The organism is Caulobacter sp. GW821-FHT12D05 (genome assembly GCF_058807295.1).
The window spans coordinates 757,121-769,957 of the sequence record NZ_JBXAQO010000001.1 but is presented as its reverse complement, the minus strand read 5'-3'; the positions used below and the strand labels follow the sequence as shown (position 1 = coordinate 769,957).

At 68.1% G+C, this 12,837-nt stretch carries 9 protein-coding genes; 2 read left to right on the top strand and 7 right to left on the bottom strand.

Annotated elements, in window-relative coordinates:
- The first annotated feature begins 33 nt into the window (after nt 1-33).
- Nucleotides 34-1,104: an alkene reductase gene (locus AC1RRR_RS03235; RefSeq protein WP_492810522.1), complete on the top strand. Its 1,071-nt coding sequence runs from the start codon at nt 34-36 to the stop codon at nt 1,102-1,104.
- Here the strand turns inward: AC1RRR_RS03235 and AC1RRR_RS03230 are convergent.
- Both AC1RRR_RS03230 and AC1RRR_RS03225 read right to left on the bottom strand, forming a co-directional pair.
- Nucleotides 1,101-1,751 (bottom strand): NIPSNAP family protein, encoded by a 651-nt coding sequence (locus tag AC1RRR_RS03230; RefSeq protein WP_492810520.1) that lies wholly within the window; start codon nt 1,749-1,751, stop codon nt 1,101-1,103. The genes AC1RRR_RS03235 and AC1RRR_RS03230 overlap by 4 nt on opposite strands.
- 13 nt (nt 1,752-1,764) lie before the next feature.
- Nucleotides 1,765-3,417, bottom strand: coding sequence for an NAD(P)/FAD-dependent oxidoreductase (locus tag AC1RRR_RS03225; protein ID WP_492810518.1), 1,653 nt, complete (start codon nt 3,415-3,417; stop codon nt 1,765-1,767).
- Between the two features lie 153 nt (nt 3,418-3,570).
- Here AC1RRR_RS03225 and AC1RRR_RS03220 point away from each other — a divergent pair, with 153 nt between their 5' ends.
- On the top strand, nt 3,571-3,927 hold the full coding sequence (locus AC1RRR_RS03220; RefSeq protein ID WP_492810516.1) for a nuclear transport factor 2 family protein: 357 nt from the start codon (nt 3,571-3,573) through the stop codon (nt 3,925-3,927).
- Here AC1RRR_RS03220 and AC1RRR_RS03215 read toward each other — a convergent pair.
- From AC1RRR_RS03215 to AC1RRR_RS03195, 5 genes are read right to left on the bottom strand one after another with little or no spacing between them, the layout of a single operon-like run.
- Nucleotides 3,924-5,153, bottom strand: coding sequence for a pectate lyase family protein (locus AC1RRR_RS03215; RefSeq protein WP_492810514.1), 1,230 nt, complete (start codon nt 5,151-5,153; stop codon nt 3,924-3,926). The two genes, AC1RRR_RS03220 and AC1RRR_RS03215, sit on opposite strands and share 4 nt — an antisense overlap.
- 26 nt (nt 5,154-5,179) lie before the next feature.
- Nucleotides 5,180-8,299: a sugar-binding domain-containing protein gene (locus tag AC1RRR_RS03210; RefSeq protein WP_492810512.1), complete on the bottom strand. Its 3,120-nt coding sequence runs from the start codon at nt 8,297-8,299 to the stop codon at nt 5,180-5,182.
- Between the two features lie 13 nt (nt 8,300-8,312).
- Nucleotides 8,313-9,272: a pectinesterase family protein gene (locus AC1RRR_RS03205; protein WP_492810510.1), complete on the bottom strand. Its 960-nt coding sequence runs from the start codon at nt 9,270-9,272 to the stop codon at nt 8,313-8,315.
- On the bottom strand, nt 9,269-11,611 hold the full coding sequence (locus tag AC1RRR_RS03200) for a glycoside hydrolase family 95 protein (protein ID WP_492810508.1): 2,343 nt from the start codon (nt 11,609-11,611) through the stop codon (nt 9,269-9,271). The genes AC1RRR_RS03205 and AC1RRR_RS03200 overlap by 4 nt, the downstream gene beginning before the upstream one ends.
- Before the next feature lie 7 nt (nt 11,612-11,618).
- Nucleotides 11,619-12,485, bottom strand: a complete 867-nt coding sequence (locus AC1RRR_RS03195) for a rhamnogalacturonan acetylesterase (RefSeq protein WP_492810507.1) — start codon at nt 12,483-12,485, stop codon at nt 11,619-11,621.
- Between the last annotated feature and the right edge of the window lie 352 nt (nt 12,486-12,837).

Below are 12,837 nucleotides of genomic sequence, written 5' to 3'. Positions count from 1 at the left end.
GGAGGGTTGGCGCCCGTTTTCACGGATACTGCGATGACTAACCTGTTCGACCCGCTGCGCGTCGGCGACCTGACCCTTCCCAACCGCGTCGTCATGGCGCCGCTGACCCGCCTGCGGGCCGGTTCGACCCACACCCCCAACGCCCTGATGGCCGAATATTACGGCCAGCGCGCCTCGGCGGGCCTGCTGATCACCGAAGGCGTGCCGGTCACGCCGCAAGGCGTCGGTTATGCCGGCGTCCCGGGCATCTGGTCCCAGGACCAGGTCCAGGCCTGGAAGCAAGTGACCAAGGCCGTGCACGACAAGGGCGGCCGCATCTTCATGCAGATCTGGCACGTCGGCCGGATTTCGGACCCTGAGCACCTGAACGGTGAACTGCCGGTCGGCCCCAGCGCCATCGCGGCCAGCGGCCATGTCAGCCTGCTGCGTCCCGAGCGCCCCTACCCGACCCCGCGCGCCCTCACCACCGAGGAAGTCGCCGGCGTGGTCGAGGCCTTCCGCCAAGGCGCCCAGAACGCCAAGGACGCCGGCTTCGACGGCGTGCAGATCCATGGCGCCAATGGCTACCTGCTCGACCAATTCCTGCAGGACGGCTCCAACCAGCGCACCGACCAGTACGGCGGTCCGATCGAGAACCGCGCCCGCCTGCTGCTGGAAGTCACCGACGCCGTGGTCTCGGTGTTCGGCGCCGGCCGCGTCGGCGTGCACCTGGCGCCGCGCGCTGACAGCCACGGCATCAGCGACAGCGACCTGCCGGCCACCTTCGGCTATGTCGCCAAGGCCCTGGGCGAGCGCAAGATCGCCTTCATCTCGACCCGCGAGCATGAAGCCGCCGACAGCCTGGGCCCGGCGCTGAAGGCCGCCTTCGGGGGCGTCTATTTCGCCAACGAGAAGTTCGACCTCGCGACGGCCAATGCCGCGATCGACGCCGGCAAGGCCGACGCCGTCATGTTCGGCAAGGCCTATATCGCCAACCCGGACCTGGTGGAGCGCCTGCAGAAGAACGCCCCGCTGAACGCGCCGGTCCCGGCCACCTTCTACGCCCCCGGCGCTGAAGGCTACACGGACTACCCGACGCTGGAACAGGTGACGGAAGTCGCCTAACGCAGGCGCGACCGGGGCGTCGGGTCCAGGCGCAGAACCTGGGCCGGGCGCTCCAGGGCGTCCGCGATGTCGGGATCGGCCTCCAGCCAGGCCCGGTCCTCGGCCCTCGAGAACCACACGAGCACCTTCTCGTGCTGCCGCACCGGCAAGCGCGGGAAGGTGTTTTCGCTTGTCTCGGGCACATAGACGCCCAGCGTCGACGCACCCGCCATCGCCGCGCGCTCGGCGAACAGCTGGCCAAAGCCCTCGGCCGAATCCTTCCAGAGATAGAAGATGGTCGCCACGACTAAGCCCCCCGGCTCCGGCGTCTCCCGACGCTCCATGTCGGCGAAAGCCAGCTCCGGCGTCAGGGGTTTGAGCAGCAGGACGTTGTCGTTGTCCAGCAGCAGCGGATTGGCCTCGTCGCGATGCGCCTGCCAGACCGGGCCGAAATAGAAGGCGTTCAGCCCGCGCTCACGCGCTTCCATGTCCGCGAAGCTGCGGATCCAGGTGAAGCGGTTCGGATCGTCCTGGTCACGGAACTGGCCAACCAGGCGCATACCCAGTTCTTCCTGGCTCTCGAAGAACCAGCGCTCGAACACGTCGATCATGTCGTCGCGGCGGCCGGGGACGATCTTGTACTGGCGGAGTTCGAGGACCGTGTTCATGGCCCTGCTTAGATCAGGCTTCGGCGCCCGATCCTGTCAGCAGGCCCTCGGCGATGTAGGCTTGCGCCACGGCCTCAGCGACCTTGATGCCGTCCACCGCCGCCGAAAGGATACCGCCGGCATAGCCCGCGCCCTCGCCGGCCGGGAACAGGCCGGCGGTGTTGAGGCTCTGGAAGTCCTTGCCGCGCGTGATCCGGATCGGCGACGAGGTCCGGGTCTCGACGCCGGTCAGCAGGACGTCGGGATGGTCATAGCCGGCGATCTGGCGGCCGAAGACCGGCAGCGCCTCACGCATGGCCTCGATCACGAAGTCCGGCAGGCAGGCCGACAGGTCCGTCAGGGTCACGCCCGGCTTGTAGGACGGCTGAACCTCGCCCAGCTCGGTCGAGGGCTTGCCGGCCATGAAGTCGCCGACCTTCTGGCCCGGCGCCTGGTAGGTCGAGCCGCCCGCCACATAGGCCAGGCTCTCCCACTTGCGCTGGAACTCGATGCCGGCCAGCGGATGGCCCGGATAGTCGCGCTCGGGATCGATGCCCACCACGAAGCCGGAGTTGGCGTTCCGCTCGTTGCGCGAATACTGGCTCATGCCGTTGGTGACGACGCGGCCCGGCTCGGACGTCGCCGCCACCACCGTGCCGCCCGGGCACATGCAGAAGCTATAGACCGTGCGGCCGTTGGCGCAGTGGTGCGACAGGCTGTAGTCGGCCGCGCCCAGGTCGGGATGGCCGGCGCAGGTTCCGAAGCGCGCCTTGTCCATCCACGACTGCGGGTGCTCGATGCGCACGCCGATCGAGAACGGCTTGGCCTCGATGTGGACGCCGCGCTCGTACAGGACTTCGAAGGTGTCGCGGGCGCTGTGGCCCAAGGCCATGACCACATGCGAGGTCGGCAGGTAATCCTGCCCGGTGATGTGCAGACCCTTCAGCCGGCGCGAACCGTCCTCAGCGACCTCGATGTCGAAGTCCTCGACCCGGTGCTGCCAGCGATATTCGCCGCCCAGGCTCTCGATCAGCGCGCGCATCTGCTCGACCATGTGCACCAGGCGGAAGGTGCCGATGTGCGGATGGGCCTCGGTCAGGATCTCTTCGGGCGCGCCGGCCGCGACGAACTCCTCCAGCACCTTGCGGCCCAGGAAGCGCGGATCCTTGATCTGGCTGTAGAGCTTGCCGTCCGAGAAGGTCCCCGCCCCGCCCTCGCCGAACTGGACGTTGGACTCCGGGTTCAGCTCGCTCTTGCGCCACAGGCCCCAGGTGTCCTTGGTCCGCTCGCGCACGACCTTGCCGCGGTCGACGATGATCGGCTTGAGGCCCATTTGGGCCAGGATCAGGCCGGCGAACAGGCCGCAAGGGCCGGCGCCAATGACGACCGGGCGCGGGCCGTCGAAACCCGCCGGCGCCTTGACCACGAACTTGTAGTCGGTGTCGGGCCTGACACGGACGTGATGGTCGCCCTTGAAGCGCTCCAGCACGGCCGCCTCGTCGCGCAGTTCCACATCGACCGAATAGATCATCAGGATCGCCGCTTTGCGGCGCGCGTCGTGGGCCCGGCGGGCGACGACGTGGCTGATCAGGTCCTCGGACGCGATCCCGAGACGCTCGACAATGGCCGGCGCCATGGCCTCCGGCGCGTGGCCGAGCGGCAGCTTCAATTCCGAAATACGCAGCATGGCGCGCGTCTTAGCCGGAACCGCGCCCGCGCGCCATCCGGGCGAGACGTCGCGGCGTCGCCTTTACCTCCCGCGTAATCGCGCAGCCTCTCTGGCGAGGGCATCAAGAGCGGGCCTGGAGACGCCAGGCGCTTTGCAAGACGGAGACCCGCCATGACCGACGCCGCCCAGATCGCCCAACTTTATGTCGACAGCTGGAACGAGACCGACGCCGAACGCCGCGCCGACCTGATCGCCGCTCTCTGGACCGAAGACGCCCGCTACGTCGATCCGATGATGGCCGGCCAAGGCCGCGCCCAGATCGACGCCCTGATCGCCGGCGTCCACCAGCAGTTCCCCGGCTTCCGCTTCGCCCTGGCAGGTACGCCGGACGGCTACGGCGACAAGGTCCGTTTCTCGTGGACCCTGGGCCCGGACGGCCAGAGCCTGGTCGAGGGCACCGACTTTGGCGTCGTCCAGAACGGTCGTCTCAGCGTGGTGACGGGTTTCCTCGACAAGGTCCCGGCCTAGGCCTTGGGATAGCCGCCGACCTCCTGCTCGTCGTCGATCACCTTGCCCGTCCCGGCCTTCACCTCGCGGATGATCCGGCGATCGACGGCGTCGCGGTCCCAGGGCCGCGCGCCGGCATTGGCCAGCACGTACGCCTCGACCTGGCTGGAGGGCAGCAGCTTCAGCCCCTCCGGCCAGAACGGCGGCTTGGTCAGGTGCTTGATCTTGGGGAACGGGTCGGTGTTGAGGATCCGTACCGGCGGCATCTCGGTGCCGTCGGCATAGTGGGCCGGGTTGTCGAAGGCGTAGAGTTCCAGGTCCCCCTGCCCCTCGACGATCAGGAACGGCAGATCCGGCCGGGTCGAGGCGCCGCCCTTCACGACATTGCCGGCGATCGCCAGCTGGCCGACGCGCCATTGATGGCCGACCCACTCACTGGCGTTCAGGGCGTAGTGCATGCAGCGGGTGCCCGGGTCGTAGATGAAGTTGTTGACCGTCACGGCCTCGACCCCACCCTTGAACAGCTGGTTGCGCTCGCGGTTGTGGGCATAGAGGTTGCGGGCGATCAGCACGTCATAGGCGTTGTCGTGGATCAGGCTGCCCTTGGAGTGCTCGCCCTTGACGTGGCTGGCGTTCGACAGGCCCTCGGCGACGATGTTGTTGCTGAAGGTGATGCGGTGCGAGGTGCCGTCACGCCACTTGGCCGGGTCCTCGCCGCCGGTGAAGCGCGGGCCCGAGGCCGACAGGTTCTCGTCGGTGGCCCAACTGGTCGAGCAATGGTCGACGATGACGTCATAGGCCTTCCAGCAGGTGATGCCGTCGACTTCCCAGCCGCTCTTGCTGGCCTCGCCGTCGCGACCGGCCCGCACGCGGATGTGGCGGACGATGACGTCGTGGCTCTCGATGGCCAGGCTGCCCTTGATCAGGGTGATGCCCGGCGACGGCGCGGTCTCGCCGGCGATGGTCAGGAAGGGCTCGGTGACCTTGATGCTGTGACGCGCCAGGTCGATCACCCCGCCGACATCGAAGACGATCGTGCGCGGCCCCTTGGCGGCGATGGCCTCCCGCAGCGAGCCCGGACCGCCGCCGGCCAGCGTCTTGACCCGGATGACCTTGCCGCCGTCGCCGCCGGGCGTCTTGCCCGCCCAGCCCAGGCGTTCGAACGGCGCCTTGCGGGGCGCGGCCATGACCAGGCCGGGCGTCGCCGCCAGGGCGGCGGCCAGCAGCGTATCGCGTCGGGTGAACATCGAAACCCCTCCCTCTATACTTGTTCTTAAGCGCCGGTCGCCAGCCAGTTGACCGCATTGGCCAGCCACCGCTGTTGCAGCGGCTTGACCATGTCCGGCAGGCGATGGACCAGCACGCGGGCCTTGTCCTTGCGGACGGTGAAGCTGGCCGCGCCGTTCTTGCGATCATGGTCGCGGCTATAGGCGGCGATCACCTCGATACCGTCGCCATCGATGACGAGGCCGTTCGACGGTTGGCCCTCGACCTGATGCAGCACGCTCATGGCCATGTCTGACGGGATGCCGGCGAAGGTCGCGTGCGCGCGAACGAAGTTCCAGTTGCCCATCCACGGCGCGCGCAGCCCGCCGACCTGACCGGCATAGCTGAACAGGCCCAGGCTCTGCAGCTGCTTGGCGACGCCGTCGGCCAGGCCGTCTTCCTGGACCATGGCCAACAGCGGCGTGCCAGCCTTGGCGGCGGCCAGCACCTCGGGCGGCAGTTCGCCCAGGACCACGACCGGCTTCTCGCCCTTCTTGGGCTGAGCCTCGAGGCCGGTCTGCTCGCCCACCTGGCGGCGGATGATCTCGTCGGTCTTCAGACCCGAGGCGACGATGCCGGCGTAACGCACGCCCGGCTTGAAGTCCTCGACCGCGACGTTCGGCAAGGCCGTGAGCTGCTCACGCAGGCTCTTGGCGATGCCCGAGACGCCCAGCTTGATCGGCTTGGCGGGCTTGACCGCGGCGGCCGTCACCCAGATCTCACGATCAGAGACCACGTCGCCGAACGCCACGCGCAGGGTGTTCATCCCGGCGCGGGTCAGGGCCGGCGTATGGAAGCTCTCGGCCAGCAGGTAGCTCAACTGGTCCGGCGTCTGGGCCGGGACCGGCCAGCGACCCAGCTCCTGGACCGCGCCGCCTTCGCCTGCCAGGCTCAGCACGACCTCACCGGTCGCGGCCTGGCCGCTGTCGTTGAAGAACCAGATGTCCAGCTCGGCGGTCTCGCCGGCCGCGTAGGCCAGGGCGCGGGGCTTGGCGATCGCCATGACCGGCCGCAGGGCCTGGCTCATCAGCGTCGGATCGGCCTTGAAGCCGCGCAAGGCGTCGACGATGCCCGAGTGGTTCTCGATCGAGGTGGTCTCCCAGCCCGAGATCGCCGCAACGTCGACCGTCTCGCCCAGGCGGATGTTCTCAAGGTAGTTGCGCCAGGACTCGTAGACCTTGCGGCCCACCGACAGCCACAGCTTCTCGGACGTCGGGAACGCCGACTTGAAGCCCCAGCGCTCGATATAGCTGTTGGTCGCCGCGACGATGTCCTTGTGATCCTGCAGGTCGTAGCTCTTGCCGCCCTTGGCCAGGATCTCGACGACCATGGCCTCGTGGTTGTCGGCCGTGGCGCAGCCCTGCATCTCGCCGAACTCGACGATGAAGGGCTTGCCCTTCTGCATGTGGATGTAGTCGTTCTTGGACTTGTAGAAGCGGTCATACCACTGGTCGCCGGCGCCCTGGTGCTCGACCCACCAGCCGCCCCACTCCTCGACGTCCGAGCGGTAGTAGTGGTCGTTGTACGGCAGGTACATCGCCTGGGCCGCGCCGCGCTTGACGAAGCCGTCGTTCAGCACGACCGCCCGGCTGGGATCCAGGTCGTGCATGGCCTTCAGCACGATCTGCACGTCGGGATTGGCCAGGTTCGCGCCGATCTCGTTCTGCAGGGTGTACTGCACCAGCGACGGCCGCGAGCGGAACGCGCGGACCATGGCCTTGCACTTCTCGAGCAGGAAGTCGCGGCTGAAGGTGTCGGCCTCCGACAGCTTCTCGCCAGGCTTCAGGTCGCGGCCGATGGCGTGGCGGCCGCCGCCGGGCTCCATGACCCGCAGCAGGCCCATCTCGTCCATCGCGTCGAACACCTCGGGCTTGCCGACATTGCGGTGGAAGTGCAGCGCGTTCAGGCCCAGGGCATGGGCCGAGGTGACCTCGCGCTTGGCCAGCTCGGGCGTCGGCCACAGACCGTTGAAGCCCCAATAGCCCCACGAGATCGCCGAATAGAGCCGCACGCGGCGGCCGTTCAGGCGCAGCAGCGCGTCGGTCCCGACGCCGTCGACGCCGAACCAGCGGAAGCCGAACCGCACTTCGCGCGTGTCGACCGCGCTCTTGGCCTCGGTCCAGCGGAAGCGCAGGCGGTGCAGGACGGGGGCCTTCAGATCCCAGATCTGGGCGCTGGGCGCAGAGACCGTGAAGCGGACCCGCAGGCGGTGCTCGTCGAGCGCCTCGACAGCCTCGACCGTGACGGCGGCCGCGACCGGCGCGCCCCTATCGTCGGTAAGCTCGACGGCGGCCTTGGTCTTCAGCTTGTCCAGGCCGGCCTTGGGCAGCGGCTTGTCGAGCACGACCTCCATGAAGCCGGTGACCTGACGGGCGTTCGGCGTGTTCAGCACCCAGGCGTCGTCGATCCGCGCCGCGCGCGGGTGGACGCTCAGGGTCAGGCCGCGATCGATGCCGCCAAAGCCGTGCGAGGCGAAGAACTTCAGCTTGCCCCACATCATGGTCGTGGAGTCGCGCCAGTCGAAACGGCCGCCCGGATTGGTGATGCGGATCGACAGGCGGTTGGCCTCGCCGGGCTTCATGGCGTCGCTGAGATCGCAGTGGATCGGCAGCTCCGACATGATCGAATAGCCGACCAGCTGCTCGTTCAGGAACACCTCGGTCCGCATGCGCGCGCCGCGGATGTTCAGGAACACCCGCTGGCCCTTGGCCGAGGCCGGGATATCGATGGTCCGGCTCCACCACGACACACCCTTATAGGCGCCGTACTTCGGAACGTCGTCGTCCTCGGCGTAGCGATATTCGTCGGCGCCATAGGGCCGCGTGCCGAACGCGCCCCAGAAATGCTGCTCGACCGTGGTCGGCAGGGTGACGCTGATCGCCTCGCCCGAAGCCAGGGCGCCCCAGCCGCCGGTCGGCGGGTTCACCGGCAGCTTGGCTAGCTCGAACGTCCCCGGCAGGTGGATGACGTCGTCCTTCCAGGCCGCGCCCTGGTCGATCCAGAGCCGCCAGCCATCGTCGGGGATGGCCAGGGTCGGTTCAGCGGCGAAGCCAGTCGTTGGAGTCAAGCCCGTAGCGGCGGCGACGCCCAGGCTGGTGGTCAGGAAGCTGCGGCGGTCGAGACGCATGGGATACTCGTGCTTAGGGGTTCCAGCCGTCAGAGCCGGCCAGGAATTTACGACGATCCCAGGCCTTGGCCTGGGCGTCGGTCAGCTGATGGGTGCGCGGCTCGCGGGTCTTGGGGCTGGCCCCCGGGCCGGTCGAGGCGTACTCGGCGAAATAGGCCGTGTTCAGCGTGTCGGTCTTGCCCGGCGTCCACTCGCGCCAGCCGGCGGGATCCAGCGGGGCCTCGATGCGCGAGCGCATGAAGATCACCGTGGCCAGCGGCCGCCAGGCGCGACCGAAGAAGATGCCCGTGGCGTCCTTGTCGGCGGTGATCAGGGTGCGGTCGAAGACATAGGCGCTGTCCTGGTCGGGCCTGACCTTGCTCTGCGCCGTGATCATCACGCTCTGGTGGGCGATGCCGTGGATGTGGCAGCGGTCGAAGAACGCCTTGGCGTCGCCGAAGATGAAGTCGACATGGCCCTCGACATAGCAGTCCTTGAAGTACTGCCGGCTGGGCTTGTCCTTCTTGGACGCGGCGTACAGCGTGTCCTGGGCGCCGAGCAGACGCACCTTCTCCAGCACGGCGCGGTCGGCGGTGATGGCCAGGGCCACGGCCTGAGAGGGCTGCGGGTCCTTCAGGTGGTAGTCGTTCTGGATCGTCAGGTTCTTGGCTCGGAAGCCGTCGCCCGTGACGTTCATCGTGAACGACTTGAAGGTGCCGCCAGCGGTGCGGGCGCCGTCGCTCCAGACGATGACCACGTCCTGCGGCTTGGCGCCCTTGCCGACCAGGCGGACGTTCGGCTTGGCGATCGTCACCTTCTCCCGGTACTCGCCGGGCTGAAGCTCGATCGTACCGCCATCGGCCGGCAGAGCGTCCACGGCGGCGGTCAGGGTCTTATAGGTGGCCTTGGGGCCGACCCGCAGGGTCTCGGCGAAGGCGCCGTTGCTGAGGGCTGTGGCCAGCAGCAGGCCCAGGAACAGACGCTTGCCGATCATGCGCGCACCAGGGCGCCGTTGCGCACCACGAGGCGAGCGCTCTGGCCCTTTTTGAGCGCGACCTTCAGGGTCGAGCCGGAATGGACCACGGCATGCTCGCCATCGGCCTTGGCCGTCAGCACCGCCTCGGAGAGCTTGCCGCCAGCCCAGCGGACATCGACGCCGACCGCGCCGCGCGCCCGCAGGCCCGTCATATGGCCGGTCGGCCAGGCCGACGGCAGGGCCGGCAGCAGGTAGATGCAGTCGTTGCGGCTTTGCAGGACCATCTCGGTCATGCCCGAAGTCCCGCCGAAATTGCCGTCGATCTGGAACGGCGGGTGGGCGTCGAACATGTTCGGATAGGTCCGCTCGGGACCCAGCAGCAGCTTCAGGATGCTGTGGGCATGGTCGCCCTCGCCCAGCCGCGACCACAGGTTCAGGCGCCAGGCGATGGCCCAGCCGGTCGAGAGGTCTCCACGTGTCACCAGGGTCGTCTTGGCCGCCGCTGCCAGCTTCGGCGTGGTGTCGACCGAGATCTGGTCCGACGGGAACAGGCCGTACAGGTGCGAGACGTGGCGGTGGTGGATGTCGCTGGCGTCGGCGTCCCAGTCCTCCTGCCACTCCTGCAGCTGGCCGTCCTTGCCGATCTTATACGGGGCCAGCTTGTCACGCGCCGCCTTCAGCTCGGCGACGAAGGCCTCGTCCGCGCCCAGGATGGCTTCGGCCTTCAGGCAGTTGTCGAACAGGTCGCGGACGATGGCCTGGTCCATGGTCGGGCCGGCCACGATCGACGAGCCATGGCCGTGGTTGTTCTCCGGCGAGATCGACGGGTTGGTGACCAGAACCCCGAACTTGGGATCGACCACCAGGGTGTCGAGGAAGAACCGCGCCGAGCCCTTCATCAGCGGATAGACCCGCTCGAGATAAGCCTTGTCGCGATTGTAGTCGTAGTGGTCGTAGACGTGCTTGCACAGCCAGGCGCCGCCGGTCGGCCAGACGCCGAACTTGGCGCCGTCGATCGGCGCGGTGGCGCGCCAGAGGTCGGTGTTGTGGTGGGTGACCCAGCCGCGTGCGCCGTACATGGCCTTGGCCATCCGGGCGCCGGTCTCCGAGATGTCCTTCACCAGCGCGATCAGCGGCTCGACCAGCTCCGGCAGGCTGGTCGGCTCGGCCGGCCAGTAGTTCATCTCGGTGTTGATGTTGATCGTATATTTGCCGCCCCAGGGCGCGAACGTCTTGTCGTTCCAGATGCCCTGAAGGTTGGCCGGCTGGCTGCCCGGGCGCGAGCAGGCGATCAGCAGGTAGCGGCCGTACTGGTAGTACAGCGCCGCCAGCGACGGATCGTCGGTGGTCGGCGACTGCTTGATGCGCTCATCGGTCGGCAGCAGGTCGGCGCGGGTGCGGCCGAAGTCGACGCCAACGCGGCGGAACAGGCCCCGGTGATCGGCCTGGTGCTCGGCCAGCATCTTGGCCCACGGCTTGGTCGCCAGCTTGGAGAGCGTCGCCTTGTTCAGCGCCGCCGGATCGCCCGACACGTCGTCATAGCGGCGATAGCTGGTAGCGGCCGCGATCAGCAGCAGCACCTCGTCGGCGCCCTTGACCGACAGCACACCGCCCTGCCCGCTGACCTTGCCGCCCTTGACGCGGACATCGACGCGGCACTCGAACTTCAGCTTGGCGTCGATGCCCTGCGAGGGTTCGTTGATCCCGGCCAGGACCAGCTGTGCGCCCTCGACCGACGAGACCGGCTTGGACTTAAGCGGGCTGGCGAAGGACAGGTCGACGCTGATCGCGCCCTTCTTGCTGGCCGTCAGGCGCACAGCGATCACGCCATCCGGCGCGCTGCCGATCACCTCGCGGACATAGCGCACGCCGCCGACCGTGAAGCTGGTCGTAGCGATCGCGCCATCGATATCCAGGTCGCGGACATAGTCGCTCCCAGCCTCGCCCAGCCCTGGGAAGTCCAGCTTCAGGTCGCCGATCGTCTGGTACGACATCTGGCGCTTGGGCAGGCCCATGAACTTGGCGTCGGCCAGTTCGGTGGCCTTGGCGTATTCGCCGGCGTTGATGAGCTTGCGGATCTCCGGCAACGCGCTGTTGGCCTCCGGATTGATCGGCTCATACGGACCGCCGGCCCACAGGGTGTCTTCGTTCAACTGCAACCGCTCGGCCGCCACGCCGCCGAAGATCATCGCCCCCAGCTTGCCCGAACCGACCGGCAGGGCCTCGACCCATTCCTTGGCGGGCTGGCGGTACCACAGGCGCAGCGGTCCCGCCTTGGCCTGGGCCCGCGCCGGCGCGGCGGTCAGGGCCGAGGCGGCGCCCAGGACGGCGAGCGTAGAGCGGCGGGTCAGGGTCATCGAAGGCCTACTGGATCAGGTAGCGGCGCAGGGCCGGCACGGATTTCGACAGCTCGTCGGTGACGATAGCCGAGAAATAGTCAGCGCCCACGACGCCCAGGTGGGTGTAGTCGAACGACAGCTTGGCTTGGCCCATTGGCTCGACCGTGGCGTTGTTCTGGGCAACGGACGGCGCGCCCGGAGCGACCGGAACGCCTGTGCTGGCGGCGATGGTCGTGCCGGTCTTGGTCGCCGCCTCAAGCACCTCGGTTGAGGGCGGACGCTGGGCGAACTTCATGGCCTCGACCGGTCCCATGGCCTGGACAGCGGCCTGGCTACGGGCGTGCAGATCCACCACCGGCGTGCCCGTTTCGGCCGCGACCTTGCGGACCGCGTCGGCCCAGGGACCCAGGTCATCCAGCAGCTTGCCGTCCTTGAACGAGCGACGGGTCAGCGGCGTGACCAGGATCGGCTTGCCGCCCGCCGCCCGCACCTCATCCACGTAGCGCTTCATGTTGACCGGGAACTCGGTCGCCAGGTCCGTCGAGCGGCCCGGCTTGCCCGGCTGGTCGTTGTGGCCGAACTGGATCAGCACATAGGTGTCGGTGAAGCCGCCCGACTTGATCTCGTCCATGGCCAGCGCCCACGAGCCCTCGGCGCGGTAATTGCCGCTGGAACGGCCGCCGCGCGCCAGGTTGATGCAGGCGGCGAAGGACGTGACATGCCAGCCGCAGAAGCTGGGGCCCCAGCCACCTTGCACGGCGCTGGTGGAGTCCCCGACCAGCACGATCTTGATGGCCCGGAACTTCGGCGGCGTGACATCAACCGCCTGGGCCTGGACAGCCAGCGGCGTCAGCGCCAGGGCGGCGGCCAGTGCCAGGGCCTTCAAACGCATGGATTACTCCGAAGAAGATGAGCGGCGTCGGGGACCGACGCCGCCCCAGTTGGCACCTCGGGAGGAGGTGGTCTCGAACGCCTAGGTCCGGCCGACAAAACGCTGTCGGCCCGGGACGCTGGAGGCGGTGATTTCGGGATGGGCGGAGAGGGAATCGCGGATGGCCGAACGGCGCGGCGCGCGCTGTGGCGTAGTCATCATTCCCTCCCCAACTGGCGGCCATCCAGGGGCCGTTCTCACCGGATCTCTGTCACCGGTGTCATGGAGATAAGCATGCCCAGAGAACTGGAAAAAGCGGAAAGTTACCGGTAACTTGTAGAAATATCGGAACTTTCCTTGCCCTCGCGAAACT

Coding starts and splice junctions, on each gene's coding strand:
- AC1RRR_RS03235 (WP_492810522.1), top strand. CDS start 34: ATGACTAACCTGTTCGACCCGCTGCGCGTCGGCGACCTGACCCTTCCC.
- AC1RRR_RS03230 (WP_492810520.1), bottom strand. CDS start 1,751: ATGAACACGGTCCTCGAACTCCGCCAGTACAAGATCGTCCCCGGCCGC.
- AC1RRR_RS03225 (WP_492810518.1), bottom strand. CDS start 3,417: ATGCTGCGTATTTCGGAATTGAAGCTGCCGCTCGGCCACGCGCCGGAG.
- AC1RRR_RS03220 (WP_492810516.1), top strand. CDS start 3,571: ATGACCGACGCCGCCCAGATCGCCCAACTTTATGTCGACAGCTGGAAC.
- AC1RRR_RS03215 (WP_492810514.1), bottom strand. CDS start 5,153: ATGTTCACCCGACGCGATACGCTGCTGGCCGCCGCCCTGGCGGCGACG.
- AC1RRR_RS03210 (WP_492810512.1), bottom strand. CDS start 8,299: ATGCGTCTCGACCGCCGCAGCTTCCTGACCACCAGCCTGGGCGTCGCC.
- AC1RRR_RS03205 (WP_492810510.1), bottom strand. CDS start 9,272: ATGATCGGCAAGCGTCTGTTCCTGGGCCTGCTGCTGGCCACAGCCCTC.
- AC1RRR_RS03200 (WP_492810508.1), bottom strand. CDS start 11,611: ATGACCCTGACCCGCCGCTCTACGCTCGCCGTCCTGGGCGCCGCCTCG.
- AC1RRR_RS03195 (WP_492810507.1), bottom strand. CDS start 12,485: ATGCGTTTGAAGGCCCTGGCACTGGCCGCCGCCCTGGCGCTGACGCCG.